The sequence below is a fragment of the Gilvibacter sp. SZ-19 genome (assembly GCF_002163875.1).
Taxonomy (GTDB): Bacteria; Bacteroidota; Bacteroidia; order Flavobacteriales; family Flavobacteriaceae; genus Gilvibacter.
Genome location: NZ_CP019333.1, coordinates 684,615 through 701,514, shown reverse-complemented (window position 1 = coordinate 701,514; position 16,900 = coordinate 684,615). Strand labels below are relative to the sequence as shown.

Here is a 16,900-nt window from a genome sequence, read left to right as displayed (position 1 = left end):
AGACTATGGAAAATAAAAAAGAACTCAGGAATTGGTTAGACGCCTTTGGGCTAGACCACCCTTTAGTGATAGCGGGACCATGTAGTGCAGAGACAGAGGCCCAAGTACTCAAGATAGCTCACGAACTCAAGGACAGTGATGTGAGCGTGCTTAGAGCTGGGATCTGGAAGCCTAGAACCCGTCCAGGGAATTTTGAAGGAGTTGGTGCTTTGGGTCTAAAGTGGCTTCAGAAGGCCAAAGAAGAAACAGGCTTGTTGACCACCACAGAAGTAGCCAACGCCAATCACGTGGATCTGGCCTTAAAGCACGATGTGGATATACTTTGGATCGGTGCCAGAACCACAGTGTCTCCTTTCATTGTTCAAGAAATTGCAGATGCCTTAAAAGGGACAGACAAGACGGTACTTATCAAGAACCCTGTAAATCCAGATCTTTCGTTGTGGTTAGGGGCTGTGGAGCGTTTTCATACTGCGGATATCGCAAATCTTGGAGTGATCCACCGCGGATTCTCAACCTACGAAAAAACCCGCTACCGCAACAACCCAGAATGGCAAATAGCTATTGATCTGCAGAACCGTTTTCCGGATCTACCGCTAATTTTAGACCCTTCGCATATTGCTGGGCGTAGAGACATCATCTTTGATCTTTGTCAAATGGCCTTAGATCTGAATTACGATGGACTCATGGTAGAAACGCATTACGATCCAGACAATGCTTGGAGTGATGCCATGCAACAGATCACGCCAGACCGCTTGAAAGAGATCATGGTGGAGCTTACCATCAGAAAAGAAGAAGGACAGGAGCAAGAGTTTAAGAACAAACTCAATACCTTGCGCACGCAGATCGATGTGATCGACCACCAGCTGATAGAAACCTTAGGCAAGCGTATGAAAGTAGCAGACGATATAGGTCAGCTAAAAAAGTCTAACAACGTGGCGGTGCTACAAACCAAGCGTTGGAACGAGATTTTGGGTAAAATGATCCTAGAAGGCGAGCAACATCAACTCAGCGAGGAGTTTATTCTGCGTGTTTTCAAGGCAATCCACCAGGAATCTATTAATCACCAGGAGAAGATCTATAAGCAATAAAAAAGGTCTGCTTTTGGGCAGACCTTTTTTGAATTGTTCGAGTTACTATTTCTTTTTGGTGTAGGCCAATCTTCTTGATGCCTTTCGCATAAGAATATTGATCAAATCTTCTGGAGTACTGCCAATAGATCCGCGAACCTTTTTGTTGTAATTCCAAAGTAGAACGCCGTCTGCAGCATTGTGAACACTCATGTTAATTACGGCGCTATTGGTGGATCCCCAAAAACCTACAAGGATTCCAAGTACAGCAGATGCTCCTTCAGACATAGGTTTATTGGTTTCGTAGTCACCACTTATAATAGCATCAACACCTAAGATGTTGGCCAACTCCTGAGGTGTATAGTCTCTGATGTTATCATAATCAATGTTGTTTCTGCTCAAAAGGGCTGTGGTTGTGTTGGGATCTTGAACTTCAACAGTTTTCATATCTCCTCGCTTCTTGCGTTTCAAAAACCAAGAATACATGGCGGTTTGTATGCCTTCACCTTCCGCGCGTTCCATTCGCTCAAGTTGCTCAGGTGTCATGTCTTTCATTTGCTTAGGACGCAAAGAGACTTGGGTTTTGAATGGTACTATTGCAATTATCTTGTGCTCGGCAGCTATGGCATCGAACTCCGGGTTCTCATAAAGATTGGTTTGCCCAAAAGCCGTTGAAGTAATAATGAATAAAGAAATTAGTAAAAGAGTAGTTCGCATAGTAGTTATTAATTTTTTAAGGTGCAAGAATACTAGTTTCTCCTTTAAATTTTTTAAAATCATTGAATAATTTTTCTCGAATTAGTCTCTAGAATTTTTGCTTCGATATACTCGAATTTTTAATCCTGTTTATTGAGACAAACTCCCTATTTTTGTTAGGCAGATGAAAGGAACCGTCTATAAATCAACCGGCAGCTGGTACACCGTCAAAGATGAAACGGGGCAATTCCACGAATGCCGTATTAAGGGCAAGTTCCGCATCAAAGGCATAAAAAGCACCAATCCAGTTGCGGTTGGCGATAAGGTGGAGTTCGAACTTGAAACCAACGGTGACGAAACAGTTGGGGTTATCAAAAAGATAGCAGACAGAGAGAACTACATCATTAGAAAGTCTGTGAATCTCTCCAAGCAGACACACATTATAGCCAGTAATATCGATCAGGTATTTTTGCTGATCACTCATGACAATCCACCCACCTTTACCATTTTTATCGATCGGTTTTTGGTAACTGCGGAGGCTTACAGTATTCCTGCAATACTGGTGTTCAATAAAATGGATACTTACGATATTGAAAAGAAGGCGGAGCAGCTTTACCTGATGGATCTCTATCGAGAAATTGGATATACTTGTTTGGCTACCAGTGCTAAAACAGGCAAAGGCGTAGACGAGGTAAAAGCGCTTATGGAAGGCAAAACATCCATGTTTGCTGGCCATAGTGGCGTTGGGAAATCTACCTTGGTCAATGCAGTTTCACCTAGCTTGAACTTGGCCACTGCGGCCATCTCAGACCAGCACAAACAAGGTCAGCATACCACAACCTTTGCGCAGATGTTCGATCTGGATTTCGATGCCCGTATTATCGATACTCCAGGGATCAAAGGATTTGGGATCGTAGATATGGACAAGGACGAGATTAGCGATTATTTTCCGGAATTCTTTGCTTTGAAATCGGCATGTAAATTCAACAATTGTTTGCATTTAGAGGAGCCCAAATGCGCGGTCAAAGAAGCCCTGGAGAACGACGAGATCTCTTGGTCGCGATACAAAAGCTATGTGACCTTGCTAGAAGAAGAACAGGATCAATCATACAGAAAAGACGAATTTCAGCAGTCATGAGAGCAGTGATTCAACGCGTGAGCGAAGCTTCGGTAACTGTAGCTGGCGAAAAGATATCTGCAATAGGTGAGGGCTTACTTATCCTTTTGGGAATAGAGGCTGCGGATGGACAAGAAGATATTGATTGGCTTGCAGGCAAAATTGCTCGTTTACGGATCTTTGGCGACGACAGCGGAGCCATGAACCTCTCCTTACAAGATACAGGCGGAGCTGCCATAGTAGTGAGTCAATTCACCTTGCACGGCGCTACAAAAAAGGGAAATCGCCCTTCTTTTATCAAAGCGGCACATCCGAGCATTGCTGAGCCACTTTATGAGGATTTTATTGTTAAATTTGAGGAAGTACTGGGTAAAAAAGTGGGCCGTGGAAGCTTTGGAGCTATGATGGATGTTCAACTCATCAATGACGGTCCGGTTACCTTGATCATCGACACGAAAAACAAAGAATAATCCCAATTAACTAACGTAATATGTTTCAAAGAGTATCCCAAGCAGGATGGATCCTTGCATTATTTTTTAGCTGTAGTATCTCATTTGCCCAAGATTACGAATTCAAGAAAGTCTCTAAAGAAGAATTGAGCATGAGTGTCTACCCTCAGGACACCACTGCAGATGCTGTTTATTTGCATAAGTCTCGGAACACATATTACGAAGACGATGAGGTAAAGGGATGGGTTTTATATACAGATGTACACGAACGCATCAAGATCTTAAACAAAGACGGTTTGGATTATGCCACCAGAAAGATCAATCTGTATCAAAAGGGAAAGCTCAAAGAGCGCATAGAAAGCATAAAAGCTTACACCTATAATTTAGAAGACGGCAAGATAAGGTCAGAAAAGCTGAGCAAATCTGGAATATTTGAAAATATGGAGACCGAAAATCGCATGGAGGTAAGTTTGACAATGCCAGCGGTTAAGGTAGGTTCGGTTCTAGAGATATCGTATCGTGTGGTATCTCCTTATTTTACCATTATAGACGATGTGGTCATTCAAGAAGATATTCCAACGGCTCATCATTACACCAAGATCCAGATCTTGGAATATTTTCAATTTAGCCGACTCATCAAAGGTAATTTTAATGCACAGCCCAAAGACTATACAGACACTCGTAGAATAGATTTTACCTACGAACAAGGTGGTGGGTTAACCTCAACAACAAAAGATGGCGCGGCCATATTTAAAGAATTTATATCAGAATACGAATACATGCACGTTCCAGCATTGAAAGAGGAACCTTATGTTGACAATATTGACAACTATCGTTATACGGTGGTTTATGAGCTCAGCAGTACCAAAAGTCAATCTGGAGTGGTCAAGGAGTATTCAAAGACCTGGGAAGACGTGGTGAAGACCATCTACAAATATGATGGTTTTGGAAAACAACTCGAGCGAACAAATTTCTTTAAGGATGATCTGGCCACAGTGCTAGAAGGTTCAAGTGGATATATGGATCGTATGAATCGCATCTTTGATCACGTGAAATCGCACATGAATTGGAACAAGCGATATGGGATGACTGCAGCCTCTGGAATTTCTAGAGCGTATAAGGATCAAACAGGCAACACTGGCGACATAAATCTGCTTCTAGTAGCCATGCTTAAAGAAGCCGGACTCAATGCAAATCCTGTATTGGTGAGTACTCGTAGTCACGGAATTCCGGCTTACCCAACGCTCGATGGGTTCAACTATGTCATTGCCGCAGTAGAAATTGACGGTCAGCGCTATTTGCTAGATGCCACAGAGAAAATGACTGCGCCCAATGTGTTGCCAAGTCGTGTTTTGAATTGGAACGGAACCATGGTGATGGAAAATGGCCTTTCTATGAAGGTGGATCTCTATCCGAATACCATCAGTCAGGTGAGTACGATGCTTACAGTGAACTTGGACGACTTTGGCGATATAAACGGAAATGTCCGATCTAATCTCACACTTTTGGAGGCTTTAGATCAGCGACGCAGCTACGAGAATGAAAGCATTTCAAAGATTGAAGAAGAACTTATGGACGATTATAATCTGGATCTGGTAAGTGAGCTCGAACTTAAGAACCTAAAGGATTCTTCTAAGCCTGTCAGTATGAGTTACGACTTTGAAAAGGAAGGCGCGGTAGAGATCATAGACGGGGATATCTATTTGAATCCGATGTTCTTTTTGGGGATGTATGAGAACCCCTTTAAGCTAGACGAGCGGAATTATCCCATCAATTTTGTGCATCCTTATCTGCACAGAAAGATCATCAATATCAATTTGCCTGAGGGCTATACGGTGACCAGTGTACCAGAGGCGCTCAATATTTCTTTACCCGGCGGATTGGGAGCTTATACCTTTAACATTGCCCAAGCAGACGGTAAATTGAACCTGGTTTGCTCCATGACAATGAAACAGGCCGTAGTACCTGCTTTGTACTACGAAACCTTGAAAGAATTTTACAGCCAGCGTGTGGCTAAGGAAAGTGAAAAAGTAGTTATTAGTAAATCTTAGGTCATGCATATAGTAAAATTTTGCTTGCTATTTGGTTTTTTTCTGTGGATTCAAAATGTGTCGAGCCAGATCGAGAAATTTGGTAAGGTGAGTGAAGAAATATTGACTCAGGACCGCCACCCATTGCATCCAGAGGCTGATGCAGCCTTTTTGTTTAGAGACATACGCGTGTACTACATTTATGTAAAGGACAAAGGATTTGTTCAGAATACCGAGGTACACGAAAGGGTAAAAATATATAACAATACCGGATTTGACTGGGCCACTCATCAGGTTCGATATTATGTAGGAGGCAACACAGACCAAAGCGTTACACGCATAAAAGGTGCAACTTACAATCTAGAGAATGGGAAGGTTCAAACCACCAAATTAGAAAAGGACGGTATTTTCGATGAAGCCTACAACAAGTTTTGGAACTTGAAGAAATTAGCGCTGCCAAAGGTTAAAGCAGGTTCTGTTATTGAATATAAATATGTGGTCTCCTCAGATTATATCGGAAATATAAGAGAGATATTATTGCAGCAAACAGTGCCCATCGACTACGAGTCCATAAGATTTGAGATCCCCGAATTTTATGTCTTTAGACCTTATGTTCGAGGTGATATAGTGCTCAATCCGCAGACAAAAAAGGGAACTAGAACAGAAAGTTTTGCTTTAGGTGCCAAGACCGTTGGTTCCGGACTTAATGCGCGAACGGTAAGTGGCGGTCAGAGTAAGTTTACTTATGAAATCACTACAACGGAGTACGAATTGAACAATGTTTCGCCTTTAAGGGATGAACCCTATGTTGATAACCTATTCAACTACATAGGCGCAATTAATATGGAGCTTCAGTATACGAACTATCCCAACTCTGGTATTACCGAATACATTAGTTCCTGGGAATCTGTGTCCAACACTATTTTTCAAGATTATTATAAAGACTATCTCAATAAACGTATAGACCTTGGTTCAGATCTCGACGGCTTGTTAGCTGTTGCAAATTCAGACAAAGAAAAACTGAATCTGATTTTTGAATGGGCTAAAAACAAGATCAAGTGGAACGGAGAATACGGTATTTTTCCAGAAGAATCCCTCAAAGAGATATCAGAAAAGGGCAGTGCGCCAATAGCGGAATTGAACTTGTTGTTGGTTAAGGCTTTGGAGTATGCAGGTCTGGAGAGTTACCCTGTTCTGGTTAGCACAAAAGAACATGGGGTTCCGTTGTTCCCAACCTTAGAAGGGTTCAACTATGTTATCGCCGCGGTTGTATTAGATGGCGGTCTATTTCTCATGGATGCAAGTAGTCCAGCCAGTTTGCCAAACATGCTTCCGGAACGTGTCATGAACTGGCAGGGTCGTTTGCTCATGCCAGACGGAGCTTCTCAATTTGTGAGTTTAACGCCGAATTATTTGTCTTCTCATGTAGTCAATTTGTTGGCCAATTTAGACGACACGACCGATGCGGTTGGACAAGCTCGCGAGCAATTCACAAACCATTTTGGCCTAGAGATGCGCAGTGCTTTAACCTCTGATACCGCCGATGAATATTTAAGCGAGTTCGATAACGGCGACTTTTTTGCTGAAGCCATAAGTTTAAAGAATTATACGGAGTTAGCAGACCCTTTAATCTTGAGCTATGAGTTTACGATAGAAGATGCTATAGAAGATTTGGACGGAAAACGATACTTCAATCCTTATTTTCATTTAGGAATGACAGAGAATCCGTTTCAAAGTGATACCAGGAGCCTGCCGGTGGATTATGTATATCCGAAGGAACATAAGTTCATGATCTCTGTCACCATTCCAGAGGGTTATCAAATTGAGTCTGTACCGCCAACAGTCAATATCGCGTTGCCAGAAGGGCTAGGTTCTTACAGCGCTCAATATCGCGTAAGTAACAATACTGTAGCTATAAGAAGTAGTTTAAAATTAAACACTGGATTGTTCGGCGCTCAACTTTATACCTATTTAAAACAATTTATGGCGCAGGTCGTAGAGAATCAAAAAGAACGTATCGTATTAATCAAATCGTAATTATGAATTTGGCACATGCTCAAAAGGCAGTGGACGACTGGATCAAGGATCATGGCGTTCGATATTTCAACGAATTGACCAATATGGCACAACTTACCGAAGAAGTCGGTGAAGTTGCGCGTATCATTGCGCGTCGTTATGGCGAGCAGAGTGAAAAACCTTCGGACAAGGACAAGGACCTGGGCGAAGAGTTGGCCGATGTAGTATTTGTAGTGCTTTGTCTGGCCAATCAGACGGGAATAGATCTGCAAGCCGCTTTCGACAAGAAAATGGATCTTAAGACCAAACGCGATCACGACAGGCATAAACAAAATCCAAAACTGCAATAAGATGATAAAACGCATATTGTCCGACACCAAATTCTGGAAATCTGTAGCTTCTTTAGGCTCTGCTTTTATAGTGGTCTTTGTGGTCTTGTTTTGGGGAGTGAATGGATTTAAAATCTCATTTTGGGACGAGCGTGATCCGGTAGAGTTTGTAGGTGTGTGTATTGCCAGTGGACTGGTCTATGGCTTTTTTGTGACCTACGGAAAATTTTGGGCCAAATACAAACGCGACCAACAATGAATCTAATTCTCAGTGTTCCGGAACTGAAGTCCGGAGAACTAAAGATCACAGGCTCTAAAAGTGAATCCAATCGCTTGTTGATTCTAAAGGCTTTATACCCAGCCTTAGATATCGCCAACCTATCCAACAGTGACGACACGCGGGTGCTAGAAGCCGCTTTAAATAGTGGTTCAGACCTTATAGATATTCATCACGCCGGTACTTCTATGCGCTTTTTAACCACTTATCTGGCTATGAAGCCAGGTTTTGAAGGCGTGCTAACTGGCAGTGAGCGCATGCAACAACGACCTATTGGGGTTTTGGTTGATGCCTTACGACAACTGGGTGCGAACATTCAATACGAAAAAGAAGAAGGCTATCCGCCTTTACGCATAAAAGGAGTTGCCCCTAAAGGGAATACCGTGCGCATCGCAGCGAATATTTCGAGTCAGTATCTGTCTTCTTTGTTGCTTACAGGATCTAGTTTCGAAGAAGGCATTCGCTTGCAGCTAGACGGAAAGCTCACTTCTATCCCATATTTAAAGATGACCTTGACCCTTTTGGAGGCCTTAGGAGCAAAGACAGAGCTGAGTGAATCTGAGGTTCGGGTTAGTCCTATCGGGCAGTTGGCAACCACCTCTTTCACCGTGGAATCCGATTGGAGTTCTGCCTCCTATTTTTACAGTCTGATGGCTTTAGGGGCAGCAGATCATATTAAACTCCGCAGCTATAAAGCTTCAAGCTTACAAGGAGACTCTGCCCTGGTGGAATTGTTCGCCCCATTGGGGGTGAGTTCGGAATTTAATGCCGATGAGGTGAGTCTTACCCTAAGCAAGAAAGCCGTGGATTTGCCTGAAGTTTATAGCGCCGACCTGGTAGATACACCAGATTTGGCACAAACCATAGCAGTTTGTTGTTTTGGTCTAGGGGTCGGTTGTGAGCTCTCTGGCTTACACACCTTAAAGATCAAGGAGACAGATCGTTTGCAAGCTTTAAAGAATGAATTGGAAAAATTCGGAGCCCAGGTTAACATCACCGACAATCATCTGAGTTTAAGGCCTTCAAATCAGATAAAGCCCAAGGTGCGGGTGGCAACCTATCAAGACCACCGTATGGCAATGGCCTTTGCGCCGCTAGCACTTAAAACAGAACTTGTGATAGAGGAGGCAGAAGTGGTTTCTAAGTCTTATCCCGAATTCTGGGACGACCTAAAAACCCTCGGTTTTTCTATAGAAAACGAAAGATAAACCGCCATTTACTTGACAACCCCTATGCCGAGGTTGTATATTTGCAACCTTTGTAATCTAAAAACCCGCTGAAGGCCTATGAAGCTCTCTAACTTTAACTTTGATCTTCCTAACGAATTACTCGCAGAATATCCTTCTGCCAACCGAGACGAATCGCGTCTAATGGTATTGGACAGAGAGAAACAGACCATTGAACATCGTATGTTCAAAGACCTTATCGAGTATTTTAACGAAGACGATGTTTTGGTGTTGAACAACACCAAAGTTTTTCCTGCTCGTTTATTTGGAAACAAAGAAAAGACCGGAGCGCGTATTGAGGTTTTCTTGCTTAGAGAACTCAATGCAGAGACCCGTTTGTGGGATGTTTTGGTAGATCCGGCGCGTAAGATCCGTATTGGAAACAAGCTCTACTTTGGAGAGGACGAAAGTTTGGTTGCTGAGGTGATCGATAATACCACTTCCCGTGGGCGTACCTTGAGATTCTTGTACGATGGATCTTATGAAGAGTTCCGCATGAAGCTTAACGAATTAGGACAAACGCCACTTCCAAAATACATCAAAAGAGATGTAGAGCCAGAAGATGAAGAGCGTTACCAAACTATTTACGCAAAGAACGAAGGTGCCGTTGCAGCTCCAACAGCTGGACTTCACTTTTCAAAGCACTTAATGAAGCGTTTGGAGATCAAAGGTGTTCATTTTAGTGAGGTTACCTTGCATGTTGGCTTGGGTACGTTCTCTCCGGTAGAGGTAGAAGATCTGAGCAAGCACAAAATGGATTCAGAAGAGATCATTATCTCTCCAGAGGCGGCCAATATCATCAATACAGGATTGGCCAATAAGAAACGTGTTTGCGCTGTGGGTACCACTGCCATGCGAACCCTAGAGAGTTCTGTTTCTTCTAACCACACGCTAAACCCATATGCCGGGTGGACCAATAAGTTTATTTTCCCGCCTTATGAGTTCAGTATCGCCAATGCGATGATCACCAATTTGCACACGCCAAAATCTACGCTATTAATGATGGTTTCTGCTTTTGCTGGTCACGAATTTATCAAAGAGGCGTACGCAGAAGCGGTAAAAGAAAAATACAGATTCTATTCTTACGGAGACGCAATGTTGATCTTGTAAGTTCCTTTTAGACCGAATATAAAGCGCCCGCTACTAACTTGTAGCGGGTTTTTTTATGCCAGAAAGCGGGAATTTCCCACAGGTCGATTCCAAAAAAAGATGTACATTTAGAGCTTATAACCTATTATGCGTCAGGGAAACTGCACGCAACTGACTAAAAATGCTTACATGAAAAAAATTACTTTGCTATTAGGGCTTTTAGCTCTAGGGTTTACATCTCAGGCTCAAGTGACCAATGAAGGAGAACCGCGCAGTTGGACTATGAGTGCACGCTCGGCTGTTTCTCCAGTGGAGATGGAGGCTATCGATTTTGAAACTGTTTATGCGGAAGATGCTGCCTACAGAAAGGGAGATGGTCCGTATCGTTTTGGGATCGAGTTGGACGTAGACCTCGGATTAGAAAATGCCGGTGTGTGGGACGAGCTTCCTAACGGTGATGGTGTTTGGAGAATCAACATCGTTTCTGAGGGCGCCAAGACCATGAATTTCATTTTTGACAAATACGACTTACCCGCAGGAGCTAAGGTATATCTTTACAATGATGACCGTACTGCCTTGCTTGGAGCTTATACGGACAACCTGAACAACGAAGAGAAAATGCTCGGAACTTGGATGGTTGACGGTGATAACATTTGGATCGAATATTTTGAACCAAAAGCTGTTCGCGGTCAAGGTTCTTTGAATATCAGCAAAGTGGTACACGGTTACCGCTCTGTTCAGCAATTTACCGACGAGGTGGTTACTGCTAAGGGTCTTAACGACTCCGGATCTTGTAACCACGATGTGGATTGTACTGTAGGTGCTGATTGGGATCCACTAAAAGAAGACCTAAAAAGATCTGTTGCACTCTTTATCATTGGTGGTGGAGTTTGTAGTGGAGCTTTGATAAATAATACAGCTAACGACAGAGAGCCTTATTTCTTGACAGCGAACCACTGTAACGGAGGGACTCCTGCAACTTGGTCATTCCGTTTTAACTGGAGAAGCCCTTCTCCATCTTGTGGAACAACAACTCCAAGTACCAGTGGGTCTTTTAATACTACCAGTGGTGCAGAGCGTTTGGCTATCAACTCAGAGTCCGATGTAATGCTAGTGCGTTTACTAGGTACTTTACCAGATTCTTGGAACCTAGTATGGGCTGGATGGAACCGCAGTGCTACTGCTGTACCAAATTATACCGTAGGTATTCACCACCCATCTGGAGACATTATGAAAGTATGTCGTGATGACGAAGCACCTTTTAAAAGTGCCATCAGCTTTAACGGGAACCCATCTACAGAAATGTGGGTGATCAGTGGTTCTGGATTCGGCGGTGGTGACGGTTGGGATATTGGAGTTACCGAAGGAGGTTCTTCCGGATCTCCGCTATTTGATCAGAACGGTTTGATCGTAGGACAATTGGCCGGAGGATCTGCTGCTTGTGCAGGGACCAACGACAATGGTGGTTTTGACGTATACGGTCGCTTTGACAAATCTTGGGACTTTGGTTCTTCACCAACCAACAGTTTAAAGCCTTGGTTAGATCCAGACGGAGACGCTGGCGATACGCTTGAGACACTTTCTACGAACGACTTCCAGTTCGAGACCAATCTGTCTATCTTCCCGAACCCAGCAAATTCTTTGTTGAATGTGGTTCACTTCGGAAGCAGCAGCTTAGATTACGAGCTTTACACCATCTTAGGACAAGTTGTGAAGCGCGGAAGCTTCTCTGCTGTGAATAATGAGCTGAATGTTTCAGATCTGCAAAACGGTGTCTATTTCTTAAAGATCGTAGACGACGAGAACGCAGCGAGCCTAACTAAAAAGATCATTGTGCGTCACTAGGCTGACCAAAACGATATCTAAAACCCTTTCTCTTAGCAGAAAGGGTTTTTTTATGGCTAATTGTGGTAGTTTTGCAACATGGAAATCAAACGGCAAGACATACGCGCCTTGACCAAAGAGCAATTGCGAGATTTTTTTATCGCTCAAGGCGATAAGGCCTTTCGTGGCAATCAGGTCTATGAGTGGCTCTGGACCAAGGGTGCGCATGATTTTGAGGCCATGACCAATCTGTCTAAGCCAACGCGCGCCTTATTGGAGCAGCACTTTGTGATCAACCATATTGCGGTAGATCAAATTCAAAAAAGCGAAGATGGCACCTTAAAGAACGCTGTTGCCTTGCACGATGGTCTTATTGTAGAATCCGTTTTGATTCCAACCGAAACCCGAACAACTGCCTGCGTTTCTTCTCAAGTAGGTTGTAGTTTAGATTGTGCCTTCTGTGCAACTGCTCAGTTAAAGCGTATGCGCAATCTGAATCCGGATGAGATCTACGATCAGGTAATGGCGATCCACAAGGAAAGTCAGCTGTATTACGACAGGCCTCTATCTAATATTGTATTTATGGGGATGGGTGAGCCGCTAATGAACTATAACAATGTGCTCGCCGCCATAGAAAAGATAACCAGTGAAGAGGGGCTGGGAATGTCTCCTAAACGCATAGTGGTCTCTACCTCAGGAGTACCTAAAATGATCAAGAAACTGGCAGACGATGGCGTGAAATTCAACCTGGCTGTTTCCTTGCACAGCGCAATACAAGAAACACGGGAGCAGATCATGCCCTTTGCTAAACGATTTACCTTAGATGACCTGCGAGAGGCCCTGGAATACTGGTATGCGCAGACCAAACGACGTATCACATACGAGTATGTGGTTTGGAAAGACATCAACGATTCGGATGAGGCTATAGATGCCTTGGTCAAGTACTGCCAATATGTACCCTGTAAGGTCAATATCATTGAATACAATCCTATTGGAGACGATAAGTTTCAGCAAGCAGACGATGCAGTCTTAGATCGTTATATCCAAAAACTAGAGGCCAAGCGTATACCTGTGACCGTAAGACGCAGCCGCGGAAAGGACATAGACGCCGCTTGCGGGCAACTGGCAAACAAGCATTAGTAAGCCCCGCATTTCTCGTATCTTTGTAGGGTGAAGACGGTCAGTCAAATCAAATTGCCCATAGAGCTGGAAATGGAACTCTTTGAAAAGAAGTTCTCGAACTCCATGCAGTCTAAGGTTGCGCTGTTCAATCGGATCACACATTATGTGGTGAATCGAAAGGGCAAGCAGATGCGACCCATGTTCGTTTTCCTCATCGCTAAGATGATCCAAGGCGATGATCCTTTGAGCGATAGAGTCTATCGCGGAGCAAGTGTGATTGAGCTTATCCATACCGCTACCTTAGTACATGACGACGTGGTAGACGATTCCAATAAGAGGCGTGGTTTTTTCTCTATAAATGCCCTCTGGAAGAATAAGATCGCTGTTTTAGTGGGCGATTTCATGTTGTCTAAAGGGATGTTGATGTGTATAGACAATGAGGATTTTGACCTGCTAAAGATAATCTCGAAAGCTGTTCGTGAAATGGCAGAGGGAGAACTCCTTCAGATCGATAAGGCGCGTAAATTGGATATAACCGAAGATGTCTATTACGAGATCATTCGCAAAAAGACCGCTACACTTATTGCAGCTTGCTGCGCTATGGGTGCCCAATCGGTTCGGGCTTCTAAAGAAGAAGTCCAACTGATGGAGAAATTTGGTGAGCTTATCGGGATGGCCTTCCAGATCAAAGACGACCTTTTTGATTACGGAGAGGCCAAGATCGGGAAACCGACCGGTATAGACATTAAAGAACAAAAAATGACCCTGCCGCTCATATATGCACTCAACCATGCTCCTTTAGAAAAAAAGCGTTGGCTCATCAATTCTGTCAAGAATCACAATACCGATAAAAAACGCGTTCGCGAAGTCATTGCCTATGTAAAAGAGGTCGGAGGTTTGGACTATGCCATAAAAAAAATGAAGGACTATCAAGTTCAGGCTATGGAGATGATAAAGCCTTATCCAGACTCGCCTTACAAGGATTCATTGGTGCTTATGGTGGACTATGTGATCGACAGAAAAAAATAAATTTTAGACCTCAGGCAACCTTTGGTCAACTTATTGCGTCTTTATAGCGAAACCCAACAAGGTCTGCTTTAGTGAAAGTGATCACTTTACATAAGAATCTAGAACGACTTTTAGAGAAAGCCAAAGCGAACAATCGCAAGGCTCAGCAACAAATGTACGAGATGTTTGCGCCTAAGATGCTCAGTGTCTGCCGCCAATACATAAGCGACATTTCTCTGGCAGAAGAGGTCATGATAGGTGGTTTTTTTAAAGCCTTTACTGCTTTAGATTCTTATAAGGGGACCGGGAGTTTTGAAGGTTGGCTGCGCCGGATCATGGTCAGAGAGTCCATATCATGGCTTCGCAAAGAACGCAAACTGCACTTTGAACCAGAAGAGGTCATAGATCATACTACCGATCACGCAGTTTATTTGGACAGCCCTTTAGAAGTAGAACACCTGCAGCGCATAATTGACGAGCTGCCGGAAGGATATAAAATGGTCTTTGTGATGTATGCTGTAGAAGGATATAAGCACAGTGAGATCGCCGAAGCCCTCGGGATAAGTGAAAGCACCTCAAAGAGCCAGTTGTTTAAGGCGCGCAAGTTATTACAGCGCCGACTAAACGCTCAAAATAAGACAAATTATGGCACCCCTTAAATTAGAAGATAACATACGCGATCAGTTCGAGAATCGTGAGATTTCCCCGAGTGCCGAAGCCTGGAAAAAACTGTCAGATCAGTTGGATGAGAAGACCAGTAAAAAGAAACGAGGCTTAGGAATTTGGTGGGCCATTGCTGCAGGTATTGCTGGACTTGCCTTGATAGGATCTTTACTTTTCAGCAGTGATCCGAGTTTGCAGCAAAACGAGATCGTCATTGAAGAGCCTAAACCAGAAGCACCAAATACGGAAACTGTAATTCCTGTTATTCCTATGGAGCAGGAGCAAGATGATAAGCAAGAGGATATAGTTGTAGTAGAGCAGCAAAATGAAAAATCCGAAGCAATCGATAAGCCTATTGATAAAGCTCCGCAGAAATCCGAGGAAAAAACGGCAATAGCTCAAGCTCCAAAGACTCAAAAGCCGAAATCCGAAGCGGTGATCATTGTAACTCCTAAAGAAATAGATGACACGGCCATAAGCGCTTCAGATGGCAATGCTACGCCTACTGATTCACAAGATGCAGTGGCTGCAAAGGTCGATGAAGTGGTTGGGAAGATAAAAGACATGGAGGCTGCCAATGCTCAGATCACCGAAGCCGAGATAGCAGCGCTATTAGAAGCCGCCCAAAAGGAATTGAAAGCCAAGTCGCTCATCAATATGGAGACTTTAAAAGTAGATGCCAACGCCTTGCTAATGGATGTCGAATACGATCTGGAACGCTCCTTTAGAGATAAGGTCTTTGACGCCTTGGGCGAAGGTTACAACAAGATTCGAACGGCCATGGCCACTCGTAATAATTAATTCATTCATTCATCAATCTGGAAGTATAGCACTACCCCTGCGGTGGTAGGGGTGGGGTTTGCTTCTACTTAAATTAAAAATCATATGAGAATCATTACTTACAGTACCGCTGTTGTTATTTGGTTGCTCGCGACCGTCTCGCTTTGTGCGCAGGAAACAAAGGATGCGCAGGCACAGATCGATTATCTGCAAGGAAAGATAGAAGCGGTGCAAGCCGAAGAAAAAGAGGCCTTAAAGGACGAGGTGATTGCAATTAACGATCGCCTGGAAAAGGGAGAGATCACCGAAGAGCAAGCCACAGAATTGAAACAGGCTGCTGCAGAGAAGCGCGCTTTGAACATTGAGAATCGCATAGTGATCATTCAAAATCAGATCGATCTGTTGGAACGCAATGGGTCTTTAAACACCACTTCAACCGATAATTTTGAGTTGGTTGTTTTTTCAAAAGGAAAACTCCTGGATTTCGATTACACGCCTAGAGAGCGTAAGTACGATCGCAGAACCACTAGCGACTTAGTTTTGGCCTTTGGATTGAACAATGCGATCACTGATGGGCAGTCCTTTGGCGATACTGATTTTAAAATTGCTGGTAGCCGATTCTTTGAATTGGGTATTGCCTGGAAGACTCGGGTATTTAAGAACTCGAACTGGCTGCGATTAAAGTACGGATTCTCCTTCCAGTTCAACGGCCTTAAATTAAGCGACGATCGCTTCTTTGAAGACACGGGTAGTGAGACTGTAGTGCGTGAATTTGGTGCCGATCTGGACAAATCGAAACTCAGAAATGACTACTTAGTGTTTCCGGTTCACTTTGAATTTGGCCCTTCTAGAAAGATCGAAAAGGAAAATTATTTCCGCTATTCTACCCGCAACAAATTAAAGGTTGGTTTAGGAGGCTATGCCGGATTCCGTCTGCGCACAGTTCAGAAATTGCGTTTTGACGGCCCGGATGGGAATGAGGTAGAACAAAAACAGACCGGAAATTTCAATACGAACAACTTTGCCTATGGCCTGAGTGGTTATATCGGTTGGACGGGGATGGCCTTGTATGTAAAGTACGATCTGAACCCAATATTTAAAGACAATCCGGTGGAGCAGCGCAACATCTCACTCGGCTTGCGATTTGACGTAGATTAACTGCGTTCTCATTTATAAAGAAAGAGGCACCTTAGGGTGCCTTTTTTAG

General features: G+C 43.5%; 16 protein-coding genes. 15 read left to right on the top strand and 1 reads right to left on the bottom strand.

The genetic code is table 11. The annotated features are described in order from the left end of the window. The first annotated feature begins 5 nt into the window (after positions 1–5). Positions 6–1,088 (top strand): bifunctional 3-deoxy-7-phosphoheptulonate synthase/chorismate mutase type II, encoded by a 1,083-nt coding sequence (locus BTO09_RS03270; protein ID WP_087523305.1) that lies wholly within the window; start codon positions 6–8, stop codon positions 1,086–1,088. Positions 1,089–1,133: 45 nt separating this feature from the next. Here BTO09_RS03270 and BTO09_RS03265 read toward each other — a convergent pair whose 3' ends face one another. Continuing rightward, positions 1,134–1,784, bottom strand: a complete 651-nt coding sequence (locus BTO09_RS03265; protein WP_087525472.1) for a hypothetical protein — start codon at positions 1,782–1,784, stop codon at positions 1,134–1,136. A gap of 163 nt (positions 1,785–1,947) precedes the next feature. Here BTO09_RS03265 and rsgA point away from each other — a divergent pair, with 163 nt between their 5' ends. The 14 genes from rsgA to BTO09_RS03195 all read left to right on the top strand — a co-directional run bounded on the left by rsgA (position 1,948) and on the right by BTO09_RS03195 (position 16,851). Next, positions 1,948–2,901, top strand: a complete 954-nt coding sequence (gene rsgA, locus BTO09_RS03260; RefSeq protein ID WP_087523304.1) for a ribosome small subunit-dependent GTPase A — start codon at positions 1,948–1,950, stop codon at positions 2,899–2,901. Then, a complete protein-coding gene (gene dtd, locus BTO09_RS03255; RefSeq protein ID WP_087523303.1) occupies positions 2,898–3,350 on the top strand; it encodes a D-aminoacyl-tRNA deacylase in 453 nt (150 codons plus the stop codon). The genes rsgA and dtd overlap by 4 nt, the downstream gene beginning before the upstream one ends. Before the next feature lie 20 nt (positions 3,351–3,370). Further along, the gene (locus tag BTO09_RS03250; protein ID WP_087523302.1) at positions 3,371–5,380 is read left to right on the top strand and encodes a DUF3857 domain-containing protein; all 2,010 of its coding nucleotides are present in this window, start codon (positions 3,371–3,373) and stop codon (positions 5,378–5,380) included. Between the two features lie 87 nt (positions 5,381–5,467). Further along, complete coding sequence (locus BTO09_RS03245; protein ID WP_157663414.1) at positions 5,468–7,396, top strand: DUF3857 domain-containing protein; 1,929 nt, start codon at positions 5,468–5,470, stop codon at positions 7,394–7,396. Positions 7,397–7,398: 2 nt separating this feature from the next. Continuing rightward, positions 7,399–7,725: a nucleotide pyrophosphohydrolase gene (locus BTO09_RS03240; RefSeq protein WP_087523300.1), complete on the top strand. Its 327-nt coding sequence runs from the start codon at positions 7,399–7,401 to the stop codon at positions 7,723–7,725. Position 7,726: 1 nt separating this feature from the next. Next, positions 7,727–7,963 (top strand): hypothetical protein, encoded by a 237-nt coding sequence (locus BTO09_RS03235; protein ID WP_087523299.1) that lies wholly within the window; start codon positions 7,727–7,729, stop codon positions 7,961–7,963. Beyond that, the gene (locus BTO09_RS03230; protein ID WP_087523298.1) at positions 7,960–9,189 is read left to right on the top strand and encodes a 3-phosphoshikimate 1-carboxyvinyltransferase; all 1,230 of its coding nucleotides are present in this window, start codon (positions 7,960–7,962) and stop codon (positions 9,187–9,189) included. Before BTO09_RS03235 ends, BTO09_RS03230 begins: the two co-directional genes overlap by 4 nt. 78 nt (positions 9,190–9,267) lie before the next feature. Next, entirely contained in the window at positions 9,268–10,317 is a 1,050-nt protein-coding gene (queA, locus tag BTO09_RS03225; RefSeq protein WP_087523297.1) for a tRNA preQ1(34) S-adenosylmethionine ribosyltransferase-isomerase QueA, read from the top strand. 168 nt (positions 10,318–10,485) lie between these two features. After that, entirely contained in the window at positions 10,486–12,141 is a 1,656-nt protein-coding gene (locus tag BTO09_RS03220; protein ID WP_157663413.1) for a T9SS type A sorting domain-containing protein, read from the top strand. A gap of 78 nt (positions 12,142–12,219) precedes the next feature. Further along, positions 12,220–13,260 carry a 23S rRNA (adenine(2503)-C(2))-methyltransferase RlmN gene (rlmN, locus tag BTO09_RS03215; protein WP_087523295.1) on the top strand — a complete coding sequence of 347 codons (1,041 nt, stop codon included), beginning with the start codon at positions 12,220–12,222 and terminating at the stop codon, positions 13,258–13,260. Positions 13,261–13,290: 30 nt separating this feature from the next. Next, positions 13,291–14,271 carry a polyprenyl synthetase family protein gene (locus tag BTO09_RS03210; protein WP_087523294.1) on the top strand — a complete coding sequence of 327 codons (981 nt, stop codon included), beginning with the start codon at positions 13,291–13,293 and terminating at the stop codon, positions 14,269–14,271. A 71-nt stretch (positions 14,272–14,342) separates the two neighbouring features. Beyond that, on the top strand, positions 14,343–14,909 hold the full coding sequence (locus BTO09_RS03205; protein ID WP_087523293.1) for an RNA polymerase sigma factor: 567 nt from the start codon (positions 14,343–14,345) through the stop codon (positions 14,907–14,909). Further along, on the top strand, positions 14,896–15,714 hold the full coding sequence (locus BTO09_RS03200; RefSeq protein WP_087523292.1) for a hypothetical protein: 819 nt from the start codon (positions 14,896–14,898) through the stop codon (positions 15,712–15,714). The genes BTO09_RS03205 and BTO09_RS03200 overlap by 14 nt, the downstream gene beginning before the upstream one ends. 84 nt (positions 15,715–15,798) lie before the next feature. Then, positions 15,799–16,851, top strand: coding sequence for a hypothetical protein (locus BTO09_RS03195; protein ID WP_087523291.1), 1,053 nt, complete (start codon positions 15,799–15,801; stop codon positions 16,849–16,851). The last annotated feature ends 49 nt before the right edge of the window (positions 16,852–16,900 follow it).